Source organism: Piscinibacter defluvii (assembly GCF_004011805.1).
GTDB classification, from domain to species: domain Bacteria; phylum Pseudomonadota; class Gammaproteobacteria; order Burkholderiales; family Burkholderiaceae_C; genus Piscinibacter; species Piscinibacter defluvii.
Genome location: NZ_RCHJ01000025.1, coordinates 12,419 through 33,144, shown reverse-complemented (window position 1 = coordinate 33,144; position 20,726 = coordinate 12,419). Strand labels below are relative to the sequence as shown.

The following is a 20,726-nucleotide window of genomic DNA, read 5'->3' as shown; positions in this document are numbered from 1 at the left end:
GCCCGAAGGCGCCGATGCGCCCCCGTGGGGGGCAGTGAACGCAGTGAGCGTGGGGGTGCCATATCAGGGCTCCTCGGGCGCTTCGAGCACGTAGCCCATGCCGCGCACCGTGTGGATCAGCTTCACCTCGTGACCTTCATCGATCTTCACGCGCAGGCGGCGCACGGCCACCTCGATGACGTTGCTGTCGCTGTCGAAGTTCATGTCCCAGACCTGCGAGGCGATGAGCGAGCGCGGCAGCACCTCGCCATGACGACGCATCAGCAACTCCAGCAAGCCAAAGTCCTTGGCGGTCAGGTCGATGCGCCGGCCGGAACGGTGTACGCGACGCCGCAGCAGGTCCAGTTCCAGGTCGGCTACGTGCAGCGTGGTGCTTTCGGCGCCACCGCGGCCACGCCGCAGGATGGTCCGCACGCGAGCCAGCAGTTCGGCGAACGAGAACGGCTTGACCAGGTAGTCGTCGGCGCCCAGCTCCAGGCCTTTGACGCGGTCCGTCACCTCGTCACGCGCGGTGAGGAAAAGCACCGGCATCTGCAGCCCCCGGCCACGCAGCGACTGCAGCACCTGCCAGCCGTCGAGGCCGGGAAGCATCACGTCCAGGATCACCAGGTCGTAGAAGCTCTGCAACGCCAGGTTCAATCCCTCGGCGCCGTCCTGTGTCCAGTCGACCACGAAGCCTGCTTCGCTCAAGCCTTGGCGAAGGTACTCACCGGTCTTGGGTTCGTCTTCGACGAGCAGAATCTTCACGGGCGCGAGCCTCTTGCAGGACAGTGGACAGTTTCACAGAGTTCGAGCGACCTGATAGCCAGATAACAAAAATGTAAACACCAGCTCAGCTTGATGTCGGGTCCCGGTTCTGAGAATGCCTCCAGAGTCATCTGTGAACTCTGAAGAGGCCTCATGCCAAACCCCACCCAAGAATCTCTGCGGCAGTTGGTGCTCTCCGGCATCCTGCTGTTGCTGACCGGAACGGCCATGGCTCAGCCCGCCGCCGATGCGGCGCAGCCGTCACTGCCGAGCAAGCTGCAGTACGTGTCGCCGCTGCGGGCCTACAAACCCTATGCCGACCAGCCGGTCGAGTCGTGGCGCGAGGCCAACGACCGCGTCGGCCGCATTGGTGGCTGGCGTGCCTACGCCAAGGAAGCCCAGACCGGCGAACCCGCGAAGGAAGCGCCCCAGGACCCCGTCAAAGCGCCGGCACCCGCTGCTGATCCCCGCGCTGGGCACCACAAGGGAGCCAAGCCATGAGGCGGTTGCTCGGAAGCGCCCGGGTTCGACTTGTGCTGACCGGTGTGGCCATGGCCGCGCTGACTGGCTGCGCGAGCGTCACGGCCGACCAGACCATGGTCCGCGTGAACGACGAAGCGACCGGCTTCACGGAAGGCCGCCTGGCTTTGGCGCGCAGCGACGACGAGCGCCAGAAGCGCGCTGCCACTGCCAGCCAGTTGTTGGCTGCGCCGGTGGGTCAGCGCGAGGCCGTGCAACTGGCCTTGGTCAACAGCCCTGCGCTGCAGGCCTTGCTGGCCCAGGGTTGGGCGGACTCGGCCGATGCCGCACAGAGCGGACGCATCACGAACCCGCTCTTCAGTTTCGAGCGCCTGGTGGCTGGGGACTCGCTGGACATCGGGCGGTCGCTCGCCTTCGGCCTGCTCGACGTGTTGTCGTTGCCAGCTCGGCAAGGCGTGGCCAGCCGCCGCATCGAACAGTCGCAGTTGCGTCTTACCGGTGACGTGGTTGACCAAGTGACCCAGGTCCGCCAATCCTGGGTGCGTGCGGTCGCTGCAGCGCAAAGGCTCAAGTACGCCCAGCAAGTCTTTGAAAGCGCCGAGGCGAGTGCCGAACTGGCGCGCCGCATGCAGTCGGCGGGCAACTACAACCGCCTGACGCGGGCGCGCGAGCAGTCCTTCTACGCCGACGCTGCCACGCGGTTGGCCACCGCCACGCATCAGGCCACGGCCACGCGCGAAGACCTGGTGCGCCTGCTTGGGCTGGATGAAGCACAGGCTCAGGCGCTGTCGCTGCCCGAGCGCCTGCCCGACCTGCCCAAGCAGGCCATGGAGCCGCGGGCCGTGGCTGCGACGGCGACCCGGGGCCGTCTTGACATTCGCCTCGCTCAGGCGGCGTTAGAGGCCTCCGCCAAGGCCCAGGGGCTGAACAAGGTGGCGAGCTTCACCGACATCGAACTCACCGCGCGCCGGAACACGGCGTTCGACAACGCGGCAGGTACCCGCAGCACTGCGCGCGGCTACGAGGTCGGTGTGCGGTTGCCGGTCTTCGACTGGGGCGGCATGCAGCGCGACGCCTGGAGCGCCCGCACGCTGGCGGCGGCCAACCAGCTGGAAGCCACGGTTCGCACGGCAGGCTCGAACCTGCGCGAGAGCTACTCGGCCTACCGCACGGCCTACGACATCGCGCGCCACCACCGCGACGAGGTGCTGCCTCTGCGCAAGGTGATCGCCGACGAGAACCAACTTCGCTACAACGGCATGCTGATCGGCGTCTTCGAGCTGATGGCCGATGCCCGCGACCAGGTCAGCACGGTGATGGCCGCCATCGACGCCGACCAGCAGTTCTGGCTCGCAGATGCCGCGCTGCAGGCGTCTGTGATCGGGCGCCCCACCAACACCAGCCTCACGGCGACCGCCAGCGCGTCCAGCGGTGGCGGCGCTGCCGGCCACTGAGCCCGGCCCCAGGTCGACCTCCAAGGATTGTTCATGTCGTCGAGAAGAGAGTTCTTCAAGTTCGCGGGCATCGCAGGCGGTGCCGTGGCCGCCAGCGCGGCGAGCCGCGTGGCCCTGGCCGCTTTGCCGGAGCCGGTGATACAGACCAAGCCGGACACCATGCCGCCGCTGGTCCCATCGACCGGCCAGCCCTACAACCCCGTGGTCACGCTCAACGGCTGGACGCTGCCCTGGCGCATGAACCAAGGGGTCAAGGAATTCCACCTGGTGGCCGAGCCGGTGGTGCGCGAGATGGCACCGGGCTTCAAGGCCCATCTGTGGGGCTACAACGGCCAGAGCCCGGGTCCGACCATCGAGGTGGTCGAGGGCGACCGCGTGCGCATCTTCGTCACCAACAAGCTGCCCGAGCACACCAGTGTCCACTGGCACGGCCAGCGACTGCCCAACGGCATGGACGGTGTGTCGGGCCTGACCCAGCCCGCGATCCAGCCGGGCAAGACCTTCGTCTACGAGTTCGTGGCGCGGCGGCCCGGCACTTTCATGTACCACCCGCACGCCGACGAGATGACGCAAATGGCGATGGGCATGATGGGCTTCTGGATCACGCATCCGAAGGCCCGGCACCCGTTGATCGATGAGGTGCAGCGCGACTTCTGCTTCCTGCTGAACGCCTACGACATCGATCCGGGCAGCTACACGCCCAAGACGATGACGATGCTGGACTTCAACCTGTGGTCGTGGAACAGCCGCGTCTTCCCCGGCATCGACTCGCTGAACGTGCGCTTGAACGACAGGGTGCGCATCCGCATTGGCAACCTGACGATGACCAACCACCCGATCCATCTGCATGGCCACGAGTTCGTCGTCACGGGCACGGATGGGGGGCCGACACCCAAGGCCGCGCGCTGGCCGGAGGTGACGACCGACATCGCCGTCGGGCAGATGCGGCAGGTCGACTTCCTCGCCGACGAAGAAGGCGACTGGGCCTTCCACTGCCACAAGAGCCATCACACGATGAACGCCATGGGACACAACGTGCCCACGCTCATCGGGGTCGATCACCGCGGCATCCCCAAGAAGATCAACAACCTGATCCCCGACTACATGGTGATGGGCGAGCGCGGCATGGCCGACATGACCGAGATGGAAATGCCCATACCCGACAACACCGCACCGATGATGACGGGCGAAGGCCCGTTCGGCTCGGTGGAAATGGGCGGCATGTTCAGCGTGCTCAAGGTCCGCCGCGACCAGAAGGCGGGCGACTACAAGGACCCCGGCTGGTTCAAGCACCCGGAGGGTACCGTGGCCCACGAATACACCGGGCCGCTCACGGAGCCTGCGCGCTTCAAGTCCGAGGGCGGGCAGTCCATGCCGCGCGCGGTCATGCCGGCGCAGCCCACCGAAGTCCAGGTACGCAAACCCACGTCCCACAGCGGTCACTGAGTGGCCGCCATCCTGCCAATCGAATCAACAAGGAATGCCTTCATGAATCATCAGGTCAAATCCATTCGCCGCCTCCTCGCCGTTGCCGCGGTGTGTCTGTCGACCGGCGCGTTTGCCGGTGGCAACCACGCGGGCGGCCACGACCATGGCGACGACGCCATCGGCAAGCCGGGCGTCGCTGCCAAGGTGACGCGCACCATCACCGTCGAGATGAGCGACGCGATGCGCTACACCCCCTCGGACATCCAGGTCAAGCAAGGCGAGACGGTGCGCTTGGTGGTCAAGAACCTTGGCCAGGTCAAACACGAACTCAGCCTGGGCACCGAGAAAGAACTGCTGGAACACCTGGAGGTGATGAAGAAGTTCCCCGACATGGAGCACGACGAGCCCAGCAAGCTGAGCCTCGCCCCCGGCAAGCAGGGCGAGATCATCTGGCAGTTCACCAAGGCGGGAACCGTGAACTTCGCCTGCCTGATGCCTGGCCACTACGAGGCCGGCATGAAGGGCGCCGTCAAGGTCAGCAAGAAGTGAACTTGCGGCTTCGAGCGCTCGTGTCCGTCCGCAAGGGCACGAGGGCAGCCCCGCTCTCTACTCACCATTGAGGAAGTCATCAACATGATCAAGCAAGTTCTGGCCATCTCTGCCCTCGCCTTCGCTGCCGCGCTGCCTGTGAGCAGCTTCGCTCAGGCCACCATGGACCACAGCAAGATGGACATGTCCAAGCCGGCCACCATGACGGACGGCGAGGTGAAGAAGGTCGATCAGGAGGCCGGCAAGGTCACCATCAAGCACGGCGACATCAAGCACCTGGACATGCCCGGGATGACCATGGTCTTCACCGCCAAGGACAAGGGCATGCTCGCGTCGCTGAAGGCCGGCGACAAGGTCAAGTTCATGGTGGTCAACGAAGGCGGCAAGATGATCGTGACCGACATCCAGCCCGCCAAGTAGGCAAGCCGGCGCTTCACCGCACGCGCCGCCGAGAGGCCTTACGAGTTTGAGGGACTGCCGATGAGACTGCACTTCTGGATCGGCGCCATGATCGGGCTCGCCGTCGCATTGCCCGCTGCGGCGCGGGCCGAGGTGATCGACATCACTTGGGACGCCGCTGGCCGCTTCGAGAGGCAGCTTGCGGTTGCGCCTGGGCAATTTGCCGAGATCTGCGGCAAGTTGAACCCGCCCGACGACCTGCAGTGGCAGTTCTCGGCCAATGTGCCGCTGAACTTCAACATCCACTACCACGAGGGCAAGGCGGTGAAGTTCCCGGCCAAGCAGGATGGTGTGGCCAAGGGCAGCGGCAAACTCGGCGTCGAGATTCAGCAGGACTACTGCTGGATGTGGACCAACAAGTCCACCAAGGAGTCGACCTTGCGAGTCACTCTACAGCGGCCATAGACGTAAGGCGCCCCGCTGCCCGCACCAGGTGAACTCGGCGTCGACCAATGCTCTGCACCTAGGACTTTGCGCCTCGTCGCCGCCGTCCCAGGCCGCCGCCAGGCGAACGCTGTGGGATCTCCGCAGCATGCGCGTCCACTGGCCGGCTGTCTGCAAGTTGCCGTTGTTCGCGTCCGCCAGCGCGGGCGTGACGATGACGATGTCCTTGCGCTGCACGAACCGAGGTTACCGCGCCGACTAGGTCAGTGGCTGTGCCGGTGGTGCGCGTCGGGAAAGTGCTCGTGTGCGTGGGTCAGGGGCTCGTGGCGATGCGGGTGCGAATGACTCCCGGCCACGGGTCCCTGCGCGTGCTCGTGTTGGTGGTGCATGTCGTGTTCATGCTCATGCTCGTGTTCCAACGCTTCGTGCCCATGCATGTGCCCATGCCGCTCGCTGAGGTGCAGCCAAACGCCCAGCGCCATCAGCACGCCGGCGACGAGCAGGGCTGGAGTCACGGTCTCTCCAAGCAACAAGACCGCCAGCACAGCGCCGAAGAACGGCGCCACCGAGAAGTACGCTCCAGTGCGCGCGGTACCCAGATGCCGCAGCGCGACGACGAACAGCGTCAGGCTGACGCCGTAGGAGACGAAGCCCAGCACGGCAGAACCGGCCAACATGCTGAATGACGGCAGCTTGGCGCCCGACGCCAGTGCGATGGCCAGGTTCATCGATCCAGCTGCCAAGCCCTTGACCATCGCCACCCAGGTGGCGTCGGCCAACGAGACCTTGCGCGTGAGGTTGTTGTCCAGGCCCCAGGCCAGGCAGGCGCCCAACACCGCGAGCGCAGGCCACAGTGCGCCGAATTGCGCTTCGCCCGGCCAGCTCAGCACGGCGGCGCCGGCCACAATGGCCAGCATCCCCAGGGCGATGCGCCGGTCGAAGTTCTCCTTGAAGGCGAACCAGGCCAGCAGTGCGGTGAACACGCCCTCGGCGTTAAGCAGAAGCGACGCGCCGGAGGCTGGCATGGCCGACAGGCCGGACATCAGCAGCACCGGCCCCACCACGCCACCCGCAAGCACCGCGCCCGCCAGCCACGGCCACTCGCCGGGTTCCAGATTCGCCGAGGGTGCCCTCCGCAGCAACCGCAGCAGCGCAAGCCCGAGACCGGAGCCCAGGTACAACAGGCCGGCAAGCGTCCACGGTCCGACACCGGCCATGAGTGCCTTGGCCAGCGGTGTACCGGCGCCGAAGAGTGCCGCGGCGAGCAGCGCGGCGCCCACGCCGGCCGGAAGCTTGCCGGCGGTTGGCTTCTGAACGGGATCGCGCGAAGTCACGGTCGCAGTATCACCCTCGCTCACCGGGCCGCCACGTCGGCCACGAGCCGTGCCTTGAGCGCTCGCTCTCGGATCGCGGCTTCTGACTCGGTGGCCCACTCGTAAGTGCTCTTCCAGGACCAGACCGTGCCGTCGATCCTGACGAAGCGCACATCACCGGCCTGACCCGTAATGGTCGTGCTCTGGCGTTTGCCCTCGAACTCGAAGGCTATCGTGTGGGCGCCCGGCTTGAACTTCATGCGCACCATCGTGTCGGGCAGGGTCTCGATCGCGGGGCCGTTGTCAGCCTGGACCTTCACGAAGTTGCGGCCGTCGCCCCAATTGCGGCGCACGACGTACACGGTCAGGGCGCTCGGGTCGGGCACGAAACGCTTCGCCTCGGCGTCCGCATTGAGGCTCGGCACCGGCGCGCTGGTGCACGCGATGACCCGTCCCTTGTTGGTCTTGTAGCAATGCGGGACTTCCGCCGCAGGATCGGGCGGAGGCGGTGTTGCGCAGCCGGCGAGCGCGGCGACGGCGGCGAGGACGGGGAACAGGTGAAGGCGCGAAGGGTTCATGATGAAGTCTCCGTGGTGGTCGTTGGGGGTGTTTCAGCGATCGGTCGTCCGGTCCGATCCGGGCCACAGGAGCCCGGCGTCGATCTGCAGCCGGTACCGCGCTCGCAGGGCTTCCGCCCGTGCGGCGTTGGCCGTGGTGGCCGCCTCCAGCGCCTGGCGCCTGACAAGCAGCAGCGCCTGTACATCGGCCTCGCCCGCGGTGTAGGCCTTCTGCGTCAGTCGCGCCGTCTCGCGCGCAGTGGCGGCCGCCTGCTCGGCCAGGCGCCAGCGCTCGACACTGCCGATGGCGTCCTGGACCTGGCCGGACACCAGCAGTTCGAGCTCGCGGCGCTGCCGGTCCAGGGCCGCGCGAGCGACCTCGACCTGCTTCAGTGCTTCGCGCGAGGCCTGCTCGCGGTAGTTGCCGCCCAAGGGAATGCTCAGGCTGATGCCGACGACCCGTTCGGTGCGCGAGGCTTCCGACGAGGTGAACACACCCACGGTCGGGTCCGGCGTGCGGTCAGCCCGAACGCGGTCGGCCGTCAGCTCGGCCTTGCGCAGACCCTGCTCCGCAGCTTTCAGCAAGGGGTGCGCGTCGAGCACACGCGCGCGCCACTGTGCCTCGTCGCCCTCCAGCGCCACCGGATCCGGCAGTGGCTGCGGCTGGGCCGGCAAGGTCGGGTAGCGGATCTTCAGTGCGGCCAGGGCCTTGGCCTCGGCCGTGGCGGCTGTGGCGACCTGTTGACGGGCCTGGGCAACGTCGCCCTGGGCCACATTGAGTTCCAGCCGCGAGGCATCGCCCGCCTTCTGGCGCAGCGTGACGTTGCGCTGGTTCTCTTCGGTCGCACGCACCTGCTCGTCCAGCGATTCCCGGGCCTGGCGCGCCGCGAGCCAGTCGATCCAGGTGTCGAGCAGGGTGCGCGCGGCCTCGACGCGCGCAGCGGCCAGCTGCGCGCGTGCCAGGTCCTCCGTGGTCTGGCCTAGGCGTCGATCGAGGCCCGCCTTACCGGCGATGCGGATCGGCCGTTCGATCTGCATCGACCATTCGTTGGAGTTCGTGCCGCCGTCGATGCGGCGGCGCTGCGCGGCGGCGCCCACGGTCCACTCGTGGGGGCCGGTCTCCAGCATGGCCGCGCTATGGCGGGAAGCCTCCAGAGCACGCAGGGCCTGCAAGACGGCAGGATCCTGTTCGATGGCCGCGCGCGCCAGTTCAGCGCTGGGCAACTCCGTCGGCGAGGCCGCGCCGGCGGCCGAGGCCAGCGACCAGGCCAGGCCCAGGCTGAGCGCCACCGCGCGGGCGATGAGAACGAGTCGTGGGGGGTTCATTTGATTTCTCCTGCCTGGGTCAGCGAGGTGACCCAGTAGCGCAGCCCCGTGCCGGCAAAGCCGGTGCGCAGTGCTGCGAGCAATTGATCCAGTTCGTCGTGCTTGACCAGGATCTGGACCTGCACCGAGCGGCTGCGCCCCATCACCTGCTCGGTGCTGCTGAGGCGGCCATGCGCGGTGCCGTGGCTGAAGGTGGCTGTGCTGGTGAAGACCTCGTTGCCCGCAACCTCGAGCAGCGTGTCCAGCAGCTTCTCTTCGATCTCGGGCGGGCTCACCAGAGTGAGGCAGTGACTAGGCATGGTTGAGCTCCTTGGCGTCGGCGGCTGCGGCGAACGACTGGCCGAACCTCAGATAAAGGATGGGCAGCAGGATCAGGGTCAACGCGGTGGCCGTGATGAGCCCGCCGATGACGACGATGGCCAGCGGGCGCTGTATCTCCGACCCGGGGCCGGTGGCGAACAGCAGCGGGATCAGGCCGAAGGCCGTGATCGAGGCCGTCATCAGCACCGGCCGCAGGCGTCGCTTGGCGCCCTGCACCACGCTCTCGCGCAGGGACAGGCCCTCGGCGTGCAACTGGTTGAAGTAGCTCACCAGCACCACGCCGTTGAGCACCGCGATGCCCAGCAGCGCGATGAAGCCGACCGAGGCCGGCACCGACAGGTACTCGCCCGTCACCCACAGCGCGACGATGCCGCCGACCAGCGCGAACGGGATGTTGCTGAGCACCAGCAACGCCTGGCGCACCGAGCCGAAGGTGGTGAAGAGGATGACGAAGATGAAGGCCAGCGACAGCGGCACCACCAGCGTCAGCCGCGCGGCGGCGCGCTGCTGGTTCTCGAACTGCCCGCCCCAGGCGACGCGGTAGCCGGTGGGCAGCTTGACCGCCTGCGCCACCTTGGCCTTGGCCTCCTCGACGAAGCCGACCAGGTCGCGGCCGGTGACGTTGGCGATCACCACGCTGTAGCGGCTGCCCATCTCGCGGTCGATCTTCACCGGGCCGCTGGCGCGCTCCATGCGGGCCAGCGTGCGCAGCGGCACGCTCTGGCCATCGGGCGCCGTGATGCGCAGCGCCTCGAATTCGGCCGGCGAGATGCGCACGGCGTCCGGCCCGCGGATCACGATCGGCACGCGCTTGCTGCCGTCGATCACGCTGCCGGCGCGCTGGCCTTCGATCTGCACGCGCAGCGCGTCCTGCACGTCCTCCACCGACAGGCCGTGGCGACCCGCAGCGAGGCGGTCGACGATGACACGCAGGTACTGCACGCCGTCGTTCTCCACCGTGTAGACGTCCTGGTTGCCCGGCACCTCCTTGATCTGCTTCTCGATCTGTGCGGCCAGCTCGTTGAGCGTGCCCAGGTCGGGGCCGAAGACCTTGATCGCGACGTCGCCGCGCACGCCGATGATCATCTCGGAGACGCGCATGTCGATCGGCTGGGTGAAGCTGTAGGCCACGCCGGGCAGCCCGTCGAGCACCTTGCGGATCTTGTCCTGCAGAGCCTCCTTGCTCTCGAACTGCCAGTCCGCGCGCGGCTTGAGCACGAGAAAGGTGTCTGTCTGGTTCAGGCCCATCGGGTCGAGGCCGATCTCGTCCGAGCCGGCGCGGGCCACGACGCCGGTGATCTCCGGGATCTGGCTCATCAGCGCCTGGTGGATGCGCAGGTCCAGCGCCGCGGTCTGATCAAGGCTCACCGACGGCAGCTTCTCGATGCCGACGATGATGTCGCCCTCGTCCATCGTGGGCATGAAGGTCTTGCCCACCAGCAGGTAGACGCCCGCCGCACCCGCCAGCATGGCGCCGGCGATCAAGAAGACCAACTTCTGGCGCTTCAACGCGAAGGCCAGCGTGGGTTCGTACAGGTGGCCCAGCAATCGCGGCAGCCACGGGTCTTCATGCGCCACCTTCTTCAGCAGGTAGGACGCCAGCACCGGGATCACCGTCAGCGACAGCAGCAGCGAGCTGGCCAGCGCGAACACGATTGTCAGCGCCACCGGCACGAAGAACTTGCCCTCCAGGCCCTGCAGCGTCAGCAGCGGCAGAAAGACCACCACGATGATCAGGATGCCGGCCGCCACGGGAACAGAGACTTCGCGCACGGCGCGGAACACGACGTGCAGGCGCGGCAGCTTCTCGGCGCTCTTGTCGTGCCCCAGATGCTGGACCACGTTCTCGACCACCACCACGGCGGCGTCGACCAGCATGCCCAGCGCGATCGCCAGGCCGCCCAGGCTCATCAGGTTGGCCGACATGCCGGTCGTGCGCATCAGGATGAAAGTGGCCAGGGCCGACAGCGGCAGCACCATCGCCACGGTCACCGCCGCGCGCAGGTTGCCGAGGAAGGCGCCGAGCAGCACCAGCACCAGCACGGTGGCCTCGAGCAAGGCCTTGGACACGGTGCCGACCGCCTTCTCGACCAGGCTGGCGCGGTTGTAGAAGACCTTCAGCTCGATGCCCTTGGGCAAGGTGGGCTTCAGTTCCTCCAGCTTCTGCGTGACTCCTTCGACCACCTTCTGCGCGTTGGCGCCGGCCAGGCCGAGCACCAGGCCCTCCACAGCCTCGCCCTTGCCGTCCTTGGTGACCACGCCGTAGCGGGTGACGCTGCCGTCGCGCACCGTGGCGATCTCGCCGAGCCGCACGGTCTCGCCCTTGTCGGCCTTCACCACCACGGCGCGCAGATCGTCGGCGTCGCGCAGACTGCCTTCGGCGCGCACCAGCAGCACCTCGTCTCCCTCGCCCAGCCGGCCGGAACCGTCGTTGCGGTTGTTGGCTTCGATCGCGGCCTTGACCTGAGCAGTCGAAATGCCGACGGCGGCGAGCTTGACCGGGTCGGGCAGCACCTCGAAGCTTCGCACCTTGCCGCCCAGCGCGTTGACGTCGGCCACGCCTGCGACCGAGCGCAGTGCGGGCCGGATGACCCAGTCGAGCAGGTTGCGCCGGTCCTCGAGGGAGTAGCCCTCGCCCTCGACCGTGAACATGAACATCTCGCCCAGCGGCGTCGTGATGGGCGCCATGCCGCCGCTGATGCCCGCCGGCAGTTCGCCGGTGATACCCGAGAGACGCTCCGAGACCTGCTGGCGCGCCCAGTAGATGTCGGTGCCGTCCTCGAAGTCGATCGTGACGTCCACGATGCCGTACTTGGATACCGAGCGCAGCATGCGCTGCTTCGGGATGCCCAACATCTCGACCTCAATCGGCAGCGCGATGCGGCTTTCGATCTCCTCGGGCGTCATGCCCGGGGCTTTCATGATGACCTTGACCTGGGTGCTGGAAACGTCGGGAAAGGCGTCGATCGGCAGGTTCTTGAACGAGAGCCAGCCAGCCCCCATGAGCAGCAGCCCCGCCAGCAGCACGAACAGCCGCTGGGCGAGCGCGAATTGAACGAGTCGGGCCAGCATCTCAGTTGCTCCCGCCCTTGCCGAGCCAGGCCGCCTTGAGCGCTATCACCGAAGTGACTGCGATCTCCTGGCCGACCCTGAGCCCACCGGCCACCAGAAGCGACTGCCCCGCACCGGCCTGCACGGTGACCGGCGTGGCCACGAAGCCCTGTGGCGTGCGCACAAAGACGTAGGCCTTGTCGTCCTGGCGCGCCACGGCGGGCACCGGCACGGCCCAGCCCTCGGCGGCCGCGAAGGGCACGCGCACCTGCAGGGCTTCGCCGATGCGCAGCCCCGCTGCACCTCGGGTCACCTCGGCGCGCAGCGTCACGGTCTGGCTGTCGGAAACGATCGGCCCGAAGCCCACGGCGCGTGCCTCAAGTTCCCGTTCGACACCGGTCAGTGCGGCGCCTTTGAGCGCCACCTGCGACTGGCGATCCACTGGAATCTGCAGGTCCAGCCACAGCTTGCGCGTGTCGGCCACGCGCAGCAGCGCATCCGCCGCCTGGACACGCTGGCCCGGCTTCACGTCGATCTTCGTGACGACCCCGGCGCCGCGGGCGCGCAGGAGCAGCGCGTCCTGCATAGCGCCGCCGTCGGCCACGCCGCGAATCAGCGCCGGATCGGCCCCCGCCAGGCGCAGCGCAGCCTCGGCATGGCTCTGTCGGGCGCGATCTTCCGCCGCTGCGGCCTCGGCTTCCTGCACGCGGCGCTCGGGCACGATGCCGTCGGCCAGCAGGCCGCGCTCACGCGCCAGCGTCTTCTGCGACAACCGGGCCTTGGACGCAGCCTCCGTCAGACGCAATTGCAGCTCGCCGAGCTCGGGGCTGACCAAGCGCACCAGCGGCTGCCCGGGCTTGACGGACTCGTTCTCGGTGACCAGCAGGCGGTCGATGCTGCCGGCCAGCGTGGCGCTGAGCACCGATTCCTGGGCCGGCGGCAACACCACACGCGCCGGGTAGGCCAGTCCGGTGATCGGCGAGGGCTTGTCCAACCGCTGCAACTGGATGCCGAGGGCCTGCATCTGCGCGGGCGAGACCTTGAACTCGTCGGCGGCGCGCAGGGGCAGCGCTGCAGTCAGAGTGGCAAGAAGAATGGCGGCGCGCGCGAGCGCCGGCCGCGAGGGGCGATGAGGCATGAGAACTCCACGAAGGTTCGGCGCGCCTCATGGCGCGCCGCTGAAAGCGGTACGAGGGGGGCTTTCAGGCGCGCACGGGGGGCGCGCGACCGTCGGGAGGTCGGCTCAGCGGGACCGGCCGGGCTGGACGGTCCAGCGCCAAGGCCAGACGCCACGTCCTTTCAGGCACAGGGGCCAGTTGTGCGAACCATGCGGCCACCGTCCAGCAGATTGCAGGCGCGGCGGCGTCGGGGCCGGCGTCTGTTGCTTGCACGGAGGCACCAGGAACGCTGCGTGGCCCACCCGACGCATGATGCGCCGTTGGCCCATCGCCGTCATCGTCCTCGTCGAGGTCGAGCCCCGCATGGTGATCGGCCTGCGAGTGTCCTGACGACGTGCCCACGGCATCAACACCGGCATCGTGATGATGTCGATGCAGCGGTGCGCTGACCTGGTCGAACATCAGGAGCAGAACCAGCAACCAGCGCAGCCACCACGCCGCGTTGCGGCGTGGAAGCGTCGGGGCTGCTGGGGTGCTCATGGGGCCGGCTTAGGGTCAGAGGTACTTGGTGATGTTCTTGAACTCGCGCATGCGCGCGCGCGCCTCGGCAGGCTGGCCGAGCATGGCTTCGTCCAGGCAATGATCCAGGTGCTCGTGCACCAGGACACGCTTGGCGGCCTGAATGGCCCGCTCGACCGCCTGCAATTGCTGGGCGACGTCCGCGCACGGCCGTTCCAGTTCGATCATGCCGATCACGTTGTGAAGATGTCCATTCGCGCGTCGAAGGCGCTTGACGATGGCCGCGTAGCTTGGATGGGCGTGCACGTCTTGCATCTGCCTATCCTACCCCGGAGGATAGGAATCGGCGGACACCATTTCGTGACACCCGCCCGCTGGCTCACTTCAGCGTGAAGCGCGCGGTCGAAGCCTTGCCGGCGACCGTGACCACGGCCACGGCCTTGGTGCCCGGGCCGACCTTGAAGCTGCCGGTGGCTTCGAGCTTGTCGCCGGCCGGCTTCAGTTCGACCTCCTGCTTCTCGCTGCCGGTCAGCAGGGTGACCTTCGCGCTGGCCTTCGACACGTCGGCAGGCTTGCCGTGGTCACGCAGATGGAGTTGGATCGTCGTGGCCTTGGCGACCAGTTCGTAGTCCGTGTCCTTGACCTCGACCACGACGCCGCCGTGCATGGGCTTGTGCTCGTGGGCGTGGTCGTGCTTCTCGCCGGCCGCGTGGGCTGCTCCGGCGAGGACAAGGGCGACGGTGGCAATGAGGGCTTGCAACTTCATGGGGGTTCCTTTCGGTTGGGGCTGGGAGGGAATCGGGCTCAGAGCGCCTCGGCGTCCTTGTCGTCCATCAGCCGTTCGGCATCCTTGCGGCCGAAGAGCCAGAACATCGCGGGCGTGAGGAAGGTGTCGAGCAGGGTCGAGCTGATGAGCCCGGAGAAGATCACCACGGCCACCGGGTGCAGCACCTCGGTGCCCGGGCGCTCGGCTTCGAAGAGCAGTGGCGCCAGCGCGAAGGCCGTCACCAATGCCGTCATCAGCACCGGAGACAGACGCTCGAGCGAGCCGCGCACGATCATCCTCGTGTCGAAGCTCTCGCCTTCGAATCGCATCAGGTTGATGTAGTGGCTGACCTTCAGGATGCCGTTGCGCACCGAAATGCCGGCCAGCGTGATGAAACCCACCAGCGCCGCCACCGACAAGGGCTGGCCCGACAGCCACAGGCCGATCACCGCGCCGACCAGGGCCAACGGGATGTTCACCATGATCAACGCCGACAGCGTGGTGGACTTGTAGCGGCTGTACAGCACCACGAACATCAGCACCAGCGAGACGATCGACAGCAGGCCGACCAGGCGCGAGGCTTCCTCCTGGGCCTGGAACTGACCGCCCAGCGTGATGAAGTAGCCCTCCGGCAGCTTGGTCTCGGAGACGACCTTGCGGATGTCGGCCACGATCTCCGACAGCGCACGGCCGGAGGCGTTGGCCGACAGCACGATGCGTCGCTTGCCGTCGTCGCGGCTGATCTGGTTCGGACCGTCGCCATCCTCGATGGAAGCCACCTTCGACAACGGGATGCGGCCCGTCGGCGTCTCGATGAGGATCTGGCTCAGGCCCTCGATCGAGCGTGCCGACTCGGGCAACTTGACCACCAGCGCGAAGCGGCGTCCGCCCTCGACGATCTGCGTGATCTTCTCGCCCTCGACCAGGCTCTGCAGCGTGGCCAGCACCTGGGGCGCCGGCACCCCGTACTGCGCGGCGGCAGCGTAGTCCACGCGCACCTTGATCTGCGGCGCCAGCACCTGCTTCTCGATCTGCAGGTCGGCGATTCCGGGGATCGTTGCCAGGCGCTGACGCAGCGCATCGGCCTGGCCGCGCAGCGCATCGAGGTCCTCGCCGTAGATCTTCACCGCGATCTGTGACCGCACGCCAGAGAGCATGTGGTCGATGCGGTGCGAGATCGGCTGGCCGATCTCGATGGCTGCCGGCAGGTTGATCAGTCTCGCGCGGATGTCCGCCTTGACCTCATCCATGGAGCGCTTGAGTTCAGCCGTGGGCACGATGCCGACGTCCAGTTCGCTCACATGCACGCCCTCGGCATGTTCGTCCAGTTCGGCGCGCCCACTTCGTCGCCCGACGTGCGTCACTTCGGGCACCTGGCTGACCAGCGTTTCGGCCTGACGTGCCACCGCGGAGCTCTCCGAGAGCGTGACCCCCGGGTTGAGGCGTAGGCCGATCAGCAGCGTGCCTTCGTTGAACGGCGGCAGGAAGGTGGTCGGGAAAAAGGGCACGGCAGCCGCTGCCGCCACGACGGCCAGGCCGGCTGCAGCGAGCGCCGCCTTCGGCCTGGCCAGGACGGCCTGCAGGCTGCTGCTGTAGCGGGCCTTCAGCCATGCGAGAACCCTGGTGTCACCATGGTCCAGATTCTTCATGCGCGGTAGCAGATAGAAACTCAGGACCGGGGTGATCGTCACGGACACCACCAGCGAGGCCAGCGTCGAGACGATGAAGGCGATCCCCAGCGGAACGAACAGCTTGCCTTCCAACCCCGGCAATGCGAACAAGGGGATGAAGACCAGCACGATGATCACCGTCGCATACAAAATCGCGGAGCGAACCTCCATCGTGGCGTGGGCGACGACCTCCAGCGGATGAAGGCGTGAGTGCGGGTGCTTGGCGCGGTCTTCCTTCAACCGCCGCAGCACGTTCTCGACACCGACCACCGCGTCGTCGACGAGCCCGCCGATGGCGATGGCCAGACCGCCCAGCGTCATCGTGTTGATGGACAGCCCGAAGTAGCGGAAGACCAGCGCGGTGATGAAGATCGACACAGGAATCGCAGTGAGTGCGATCACCGTCGGTCGCAGCGTCCCGAGGAAGAAGAACAGGATCGCCGCGACAAAGACCGACGCGCCGATCAGCTTGCCCTGCAGTGTCGTGATCGAGGCCTCGATGAAACTCGCCTGGCGGAACGTGACGCGTGGCGCTTCCATTCCGGCGGGCAGGGAGGTCTTCAAGCCCGTGAGGGCGTCCTCGATCGACTTCGTCAGCGCGATGGTGTCCGCCGTCGGCTGCTTCTGGATGCCCAGGATCACGGCCGGCTTGCCTTCGAAGCCGGCATCGCCGCGCTTGATCGCTGCCGCGAACGTGACCTCCGCAATCTGGCGCAGCAGGATGGGCTGACCCCGGTTGGCACCGATCGCCAGATTCTTCAGGTCGTCCAGACGCGACGTCCGCCCGAGGTTGCGGATCAGATACTCGCGGCCGTTGAGTTCCAGGAAGCCCCCGGAGGTGTTCGCCGAAAATCCCTTGAGCGCTCCTTCCAGCTGGTCGTGCGTGATGCCGAGTTCGGCCATGCGCGCCGTGTTCGGCTGCACCTGAAACTGCCGCACCTCGCCGCCGATCGGGATCACCTGCGCGACGCCGGGCACCGAGAGCAGCCGGGGCCGCAGCACCCAGTCGGCGTACTCGCGGACGGCCATCGGGCTGATCTTCTGCGGATCGACCGGAATGGCGATCTGCATGATCTCGCCCATGATCGAGCTGATCGGTCCCATACGCGGCACGACGCCTTCGGCCAGACCTTCCTCCATCGATGCCAGCCGCTCTGCGACGAGCTGCCTCGCACGAAAGATGTCGGTGCTCCAGTCGAAGGTGACGTAAAGGAAGGACAAGCCGGCCGACGAGGTCGAGCGCACCGACTCCACGCCGGGCAGGCCGTTCATCGTCGTCTCCAGCGGGAAGGTGATCAGTTGCTCCACCTCCTCGGCGGCCATGCCGCCGGCTTCGGTCATGATGGTGACCGTCGGCTTGTTGAGGTCGGGGAACACGTCCACCGGCGTTCGGGACAGGGTGAACGCGCCGTAGGCCATCAACACGACGCTGGCGATGATCACCAGCAGCCGGTTGGCCAGGCTGCTGTCGAGGAGCCACTTGAACATGGTGGCTCCCGTCAGCGGACCTGATTGATCAGGGTCGCGCCTTGCGTGGCGACCCGATCACCGGCTTTCAGGCCCGAGGTGACGGCGACGTTCACGCCGTCCAGTGGTTCGACCGTCACTGTGCGCGGTTCGAAGCGCTCAGGCGCGGTCTTCACCCAGACGATGGTCTGGTTGGCCGGGTTCTTCATCAGCGTGGCCACCGGTACCGAGATGCCCTTGACCAGTTCCCTGCCCTGCACGACCACACGCACTGGCTGGCCCACGGCCAGTGCCGCGAGGGCCTTGCCCTGAGCGCGGAATGTCAGCGGCAGCGCCTGTTCGCGCAGGCTGCGGGCAGCGCCGACAAAAGCGAGCGGCACACGCTCGTTGCCGACCGCCAGGGTCGCACGCCCGATGCCGGCCGCAAGTGCCGGGTCGAAGGCCACGGCCTCGATGTGCAGGCGCTGCGGATCGACCACCTCGAAGACCAGCTCACGCGCATCGACCACCTGGCCAGCGACGACATGGGACGACGCGATCACGCCCGAAACCGGCGCGACCAGGGCCTCGCGCGTGGCCAGCCCCGTTCCAACGGCAGCAATGCGCTCGGCCAGGCTTTGTGCGTCGCTCTCGGCCGCCTCGATGTCCTTGCGCGGCACGGTGTCGGCGAGTTCCTTCAATCGCGCGACGCGCTTGTCGGCCAGGGACTTCGCGGCGCGCAGTTCGGCGAGTTGCGCGGCCTGGTTCGAGCGCTCGATCGGCGCGGCCGAGGGCACGACGTAGGCCAGCACCTCGCCCTTGCGCACCGTCTGGCCCGCGGTGGGCAACCCGCGCGGCCCCGGCTCGACGCGGCCGGCGTTCAGGGGTTGCACCTTGCCGCCGGCGTTCGGGTCCATCACGACCTTGCCGTTCAGTTCGAACGAGCGTGGCAGATCCTCTGCTTCGGTGGGCAGCGTGCGCACACCGAGTTGGCGCTGCGCCGGCTTGGGCAGGAAGACGCTACCGTCTGGCAAGCGTTGCGGCCCGTTCGCGCTGGGCGCAGCGGTTGGGCCGCCGTGGTCGTGGCCTTCGCCGGCCCATGCCGGCGTCGCGCCAGCCAGAAGCAGCATCAGGGCTGCAAGCGACGTAGCGGCAAGTGCCGAAAACCTGAGGATGCGATTCGGCTTCATGCGGCGGCTCCGACGCGGGTTTGACGGCTGGCCGCGACGCGGCGGCCGACGACGATCAGGACGACCAAGGCCGTGACAGCGCCTGCGGCCCAGCCGGCGTACTCCCGCCAGCTGTGCACATGTGCCGACTCGTCGGCATGTGCCCGCTCGTGGAGATCAAGCTCGCCAGCCAACAGATCGGTATCCGCGCCCGCAGTCACGGTGGCGGTGATGGGCAAGACGCCGGGCTTCGGCTCTGCTGCGAGCACGACCTCGTAGGCGTCCTCGTGCTTCTCGGCCTTCAGCTTGGTGCCGGAGATCTCGATCTCGATCTGGGCGTCCGGGACGGGCGTGTTGTCGGCGGCGCGATCGAGGTACAGGGTGATCTGCTTGCCGTTGAGCACGCCAACGAGCTCGAAGGTCTCGGAGACGGCCGCAAAGCGCGGCAGAGCGGGGCCGGCGGCCGCGGGAGCGGCTTCGCCATGGTCGTGGCCCTCGCCGGCGCGGGCCAGGGGGGGCAAGAAGGCAGCTGCGGCGACGCTGAGCGCGGCGATGAAGGATGTCAGTCTCATGGGGGATTCGCTCAAAAAGGGGGTGGGTGATCGGTTGGTCCGTCACTGCGGCAGCAGCCCCAGCGCCTGGCGCCAGGCCGAGATGGCAGCGGCCAGATCGATACGGCTGCGCGCGGCTTGCCGCTCGGCCTCGGTAGCCTCGGCTTCGATGCGCAGCCGCGTCGGCAGATCGGTCTCGCCGAGCTGGAACGACTTCTCGAAGAAGCCACGCGTTTCACGGGCCAGGGTGGCCCTGCGCTCGGCAGCAACGAGCTGGGCCCGTGCTGCGTCGACCCGTGCAACGGCAGCATCGCGCTCCGACTGAAGGCGCGCGCGGTCAAGAGCGAGCTGGGCCTGGGCTTCGGCGGCATCGGCACGCGCGCTGGCCACACGGCTGTCATGTCGCGGGCCGCCACCGAACGGAATGCGAACGGCCAGCGTCACCGTCTGGCCATATCGCTCGCCCGATGCGCCGCGGTCGCGCGTCGTGGCCAGGGTCACTTCGGGGTTCGCACGCGACTGCGTGGCAGCCAGCGCGGCGGCGCGCTCGGCGGCGCTGGCGCGGTCCTGCAGCTCCGCGATCGCCGGATGGGTGCCCGCCTCGGTCGCGGCGGGCTCTGGTTCGGCAGTGGCAAACACCACGGGCGTCATCCCGATCGCGCCCCCCGACAATGCCTTGACCTGCTGCAGCGCCGCCGTGGCGGCAGCCTCGGCCTGCGCCAGTCCAGCCTCCGCAGCTGCCACGGCACCATCCGCCTGGTGCTGGTCGGCGCGAGCGAGCTCACCGGACTTGGCGCGGCGCGAGACGTCAGCGGCGAGCTTGCGTGCGTTGTCGAGCTGGCCGCGCGCGATCTCGACATCGACGCCGGCACGCTGCCAGGTCCACCAGGCTTCGCGGACCGCCGCGGCCAGGCGAACGCGGGCGGCCTGGGCGCGGCTTTCGACGGCGCTTGCCTCGGCCTCCGCGAGCGCGCCGCTGCTGCGGCGTTCGCCCGGAAGCCACAACGGCACGGCGAGACCGACCTCGAGTTCCCGGGCACCATCGTTGCGGGTGAGGCGGTCGGTCTTGTGACTTGCCTCGAACGCAGGCGGCTCCGGGGTCCAGGCTTCGGCCGCACGACGCTGCGCCTGCGCGGCTTCTCGGCGGGACTGCAGCGCCAGCGCCTCGGGTTGACGTGCCCAGGCCGCCTCGAAGAGTTCCTTGAGGCCGAGCGTTCCGGGTCCGCCGGGCGCGGGGGCCGCGGGCGCCTGTGCCGCTGCGCCAGCAACGGCCCCGGCCAGGACGGCGGCAAGCAGGGCCTGCCGCACGCCGATCGTTGTTCGTGTTCTCGGATGCATCCGATGCTCCAGTGTGAAATAGGGGGAACACGGGAGACCGGCGAGCCGCGACCAATGCAGTCGCACCGACCCGAACGGGT

General features: G+C 67.8%; 20 protein-coding genes. 6 read left to right on the top strand and 14 right to left on the bottom strand.

The genetic code is table 11. The features are described from left to right. Window positions 1-63: 63 nt before the first annotated feature. Entirely contained in the window at window positions 64-747 is a 684-nt protein-coding gene (locus D9C15_RS28300; RefSeq protein ID WP_128002480.1) for a heavy metal response regulator transcription factor, read from the bottom strand. Window positions 748-900: 153 nt separating this feature from the next. Here D9C15_RS28300 and D9C15_RS28295 point away from each other — a divergent pair, with 153 nt between their 5' ends. The 6 genes from D9C15_RS28295 (at window position 901) to D9C15_RS28270 (ending at window position 5,522) form a co-directional block, all read left to right on the top strand. Beyond that, window positions 901-1,248: a hypothetical protein gene (locus D9C15_RS28295; RefSeq protein WP_128002478.1), complete on the top strand. Its 348-nt coding sequence runs from the start codon at window positions 901-903 to the stop codon at window positions 1,246-1,248. After that, window positions 1,245-2,681 (top strand): TolC family protein, encoded by a 1,437-nt coding sequence (locus D9C15_RS28290; RefSeq protein ID WP_128002476.1) that lies wholly within the window; start codon window positions 1,245-1,247, stop codon window positions 2,679-2,681. The genes D9C15_RS28295 and D9C15_RS28290 overlap by 4 nt, the downstream gene beginning before the upstream one ends. A 33-nt stretch (window positions 2,682-2,714) precedes the next feature. Further along, complete coding sequence (locus D9C15_RS28285) at window positions 2,715-4,127, top strand: multicopper oxidase family protein (protein WP_128002475.1); 1,413 nt, start codon at window positions 2,715-2,717, stop codon at window positions 4,125-4,127. A 42-nt stretch (window positions 4,128-4,169) separates the two neighbouring features. After that, complete coding sequence (locus D9C15_RS28280; protein WP_128002473.1) at window positions 4,170-4,658, top strand: cupredoxin domain-containing protein; 489 nt, start codon at window positions 4,170-4,172, stop codon at window positions 4,656-4,658. Between the two features lie 78 nt (window positions 4,659-4,736). After that, on the top strand, window positions 4,737-5,078 hold the full coding sequence (locus D9C15_RS28275; RefSeq protein ID WP_128002471.1) for a copper-binding protein: 342 nt from the start codon (window positions 4,737-4,739) through the stop codon (window positions 5,076-5,078). Window positions 5,079-5,138: 60 nt separating this feature from the next. Then, complete coding sequence (locus D9C15_RS28270; RefSeq protein WP_128002469.1) at window positions 5,139-5,522, top strand: hypothetical protein; 384 nt, start codon at window positions 5,139-5,141, stop codon at window positions 5,520-5,522. Between the two features lie 242 nt (window positions 5,523-5,764). Here the strand turns inward: D9C15_RS28270 and D9C15_RS28265 are convergent, their stop codons facing one another. The 13 genes from D9C15_RS28265 to D9C15_RS28205 form a co-directional block, all read right to left on the bottom strand. Next, window positions 5,765-6,835 carry a DMT family transporter gene (locus tag D9C15_RS28265; protein WP_128002467.1) on the bottom strand — a complete coding sequence of 357 codons (1,071 nt, stop codon included), beginning with the start codon at window positions 6,833-6,835 and terminating at the stop codon, window positions 5,765-5,767. Window positions 6,836-6,855: 20 nt separating this feature from the next. Continuing rightward, window positions 6,856-7,392 carry a hypothetical protein gene (locus tag D9C15_RS28260; protein ID WP_128002465.1) on the bottom strand — a complete coding sequence of 179 codons (537 nt, stop codon included), beginning with the start codon at window positions 7,390-7,392 and terminating at the stop codon, window positions 6,856-6,858. 33 nt (window positions 7,393-7,425) lie between these two features. Continuing rightward, window positions 7,426-8,697 (bottom strand): TolC family protein, encoded by a 1,272-nt coding sequence (locus tag D9C15_RS28255; protein ID WP_128002463.1) that lies wholly within the window; start codon window positions 8,695-8,697, stop codon window positions 7,426-7,428. Continuing rightward, window positions 8,694-8,996: a DUF3240 family protein gene (locus tag D9C15_RS28250; RefSeq protein ID WP_128002461.1), complete on the bottom strand. Its 303-nt coding sequence runs from the start codon at window positions 8,994-8,996 to the stop codon at window positions 8,694-8,696. The genes D9C15_RS28255 and D9C15_RS28250 overlap by 4 nt, the downstream gene beginning before the upstream one ends. Beyond that, window positions 8,989-12,090, bottom strand: coding sequence for an efflux RND transporter permease subunit (locus D9C15_RS28245; RefSeq protein WP_128002459.1), 3,102 nt, complete (start codon window positions 12,088-12,090; stop codon window positions 8,989-8,991). The genes D9C15_RS28250 and D9C15_RS28245 overlap by 8 nt, the downstream gene beginning before the upstream one ends. A 1-nt stretch (window position 12,091) precedes the next feature. Then, entirely contained in the window at window positions 12,092-13,207 is a 1,116-nt protein-coding gene (locus D9C15_RS28240) for an efflux RND transporter periplasmic adaptor subunit (RefSeq protein ID WP_128002457.1), read from the bottom strand. A 64-nt stretch (window positions 13,208-13,271) separates the two neighbouring features. Then, window positions 13,272-13,727: a hypothetical protein gene (locus D9C15_RS28235; protein ID WP_128002455.1), complete on the bottom strand. Its 456-nt coding sequence runs from the start codon at window positions 13,725-13,727 to the stop codon at window positions 13,272-13,274. A gap of 15 nt (window positions 13,728-13,742) precedes the next feature. Beyond that, entirely contained in the window at window positions 13,743-14,021 is a 279-nt protein-coding gene (locus D9C15_RS28230; RefSeq protein ID WP_164886888.1) for a metal-sensing transcriptional repressor, read from the bottom strand. Window positions 14,022-14,085: 64 nt separating this feature from the next. Then, the gene (locus D9C15_RS28225; protein ID WP_128002453.1) at window positions 14,086-14,472 is read right to left on the bottom strand and encodes a hypothetical protein; all 387 of its coding nucleotides are present in this window, start codon (window positions 14,470-14,472) and stop codon (window positions 14,086-14,088) included. A 38-nt stretch (window positions 14,473-14,510) separates the two neighbouring features. Then, complete coding sequence (locus tag D9C15_RS28220) at window positions 14,511-17,630, bottom strand: efflux RND transporter permease subunit (RefSeq protein ID WP_128002451.1); 3,120 nt, start codon at window positions 17,628-17,630, stop codon at window positions 14,511-14,513. 11 nt (window positions 17,631-17,641) lie between these two features. Further along, the gene (locus tag D9C15_RS28215) at window positions 17,642-18,718 is read right to left on the bottom strand and encodes an efflux RND transporter periplasmic adaptor subunit (RefSeq protein WP_375138827.1); all 1,077 of its coding nucleotides are present in this window, start codon (window positions 18,716-18,718) and stop codon (window positions 17,642-17,644) included. Between the two features lie 56 nt (window positions 18,719-18,774). Then, a complete protein-coding gene (locus D9C15_RS28210) occupies window positions 18,775-19,329 on the bottom strand; it encodes a hypothetical protein (RefSeq protein WP_128002448.1) in 555 nt (184 codons plus the stop codon). A 42-nt stretch (window positions 19,330-19,371) separates the two neighbouring features. Then, a complete protein-coding gene (locus tag D9C15_RS28205) occupies window positions 19,372-20,646 on the bottom strand; it encodes a TolC family protein (protein ID WP_128002446.1) in 1,275 nt (424 codons plus the stop codon). Window positions 20,647-20,726: the final 80 nt, after the last annotated feature.

What these genes read in the sequence shown, in the direction of transcription:
- D9C15_RS28245 (WP_128002459.1), bottom strand. Translation starts at nt 12,090, where the DNA reads ATGCTGGCCCGACTCGTTCAATTCGCGCTCGCCCAGCGGCTGTTCGTG.
- D9C15_RS28205 (WP_128002446.1), bottom strand. Translation starts at nt 20,646, where the DNA reads ATGCATCCGAGAACACGAACAACGATCGGCGTGCGGCAGGCCCTGCTT.
- D9C15_RS28295 (WP_128002478.1), top strand. Translation starts at nt 901, where the DNA reads ATGCCAAACCCCACCCAAGAATCTCTGCGGCAGTTGGTGCTCTCCGGC.
- D9C15_RS28240 (WP_128002457.1), bottom strand. Translation starts at nt 13,207, where the DNA reads ATGCCTCATCGCCCCTCGCGGCCGGCGCTCGCGCGCGCCGCCATTCTT.
- D9C15_RS28230 (WP_164886888.1), bottom strand. Translation starts at nt 14,021, where the DNA reads ATGCAAGACGTGCACGCCCATCCAAGCTACGCGGCCATCGTCAAGCGC.
- D9C15_RS28255 (WP_128002463.1), bottom strand. Translation starts at nt 8,697, where the DNA reads ATGAACCCCCCACGACTCGTTCTCATCGCCCGCGCGGTGGCGCTCAGC.
- D9C15_RS28235 (WP_128002455.1), bottom strand. Translation starts at nt 13,727, where the DNA reads ATGAGCACCCCAGCAGCCCCGACGCTTCCACGCCGCAACGCGGCGTGG.
- D9C15_RS28270 (WP_128002469.1), top strand. Translation starts at nt 5,139, where the DNA reads ATGAGACTGCACTTCTGGATCGGCGCCATGATCGGGCTCGCCGTCGCA.
- D9C15_RS28285 (WP_128002475.1), top strand. Translation starts at nt 2,715, where the DNA reads ATGTCGTCGAGAAGAGAGTTCTTCAAGTTCGCGGGCATCGCAGGCGGT.
- D9C15_RS28290 (WP_128002476.1), top strand. Translation starts at nt 1,245, where the DNA reads ATGAGGCGGTTGCTCGGAAGCGCCCGGGTTCGACTTGTGCTGACCGGT.
- D9C15_RS28260 (WP_128002465.1), bottom strand. Translation starts at nt 7,392, where the DNA reads ATGAACCCTTCGCGCCTTCACCTGTTCCCCGTCCTCGCCGCCGTCGCC.
- D9C15_RS28280 (WP_128002473.1), top strand. Translation starts at nt 4,170, where the DNA reads ATGAATCATCAGGTCAAATCCATTCGCCGCCTCCTCGCCGTTGCCGCG.
- D9C15_RS28210 (WP_128002448.1), bottom strand. Translation starts at nt 19,329, where the DNA reads ATGAGACTGACATCCTTCATCGCCGCGCTCAGCGTCGCCGCAGCTGCC.
- D9C15_RS28250 (WP_128002461.1), bottom strand. Translation starts at nt 8,996, where the DNA reads ATGCCTAGTCACTGCCTCACTCTGGTGAGCCCGCCCGAGATCGAAGAG.
- D9C15_RS28220 (WP_128002451.1), bottom strand. Translation starts at nt 17,630, where the DNA reads ATGTTCAAGTGGCTCCTCGACAGCAGCCTGGCCAACCGGCTGCTGGTG.
- D9C15_RS28225 (WP_128002453.1), bottom strand. Translation starts at nt 14,472, where the DNA reads ATGAAGTTGCAAGCCCTCATTGCCACCGTCGCCCTTGTCCTCGCCGGA.
- D9C15_RS28215 (WP_375138827.1), bottom strand. Translation starts at nt 18,718, where the DNA reads ATGCTGCTTCTGGCTGGCGCGACGCCGGCATGGGCCGGCGAAGGCCAC.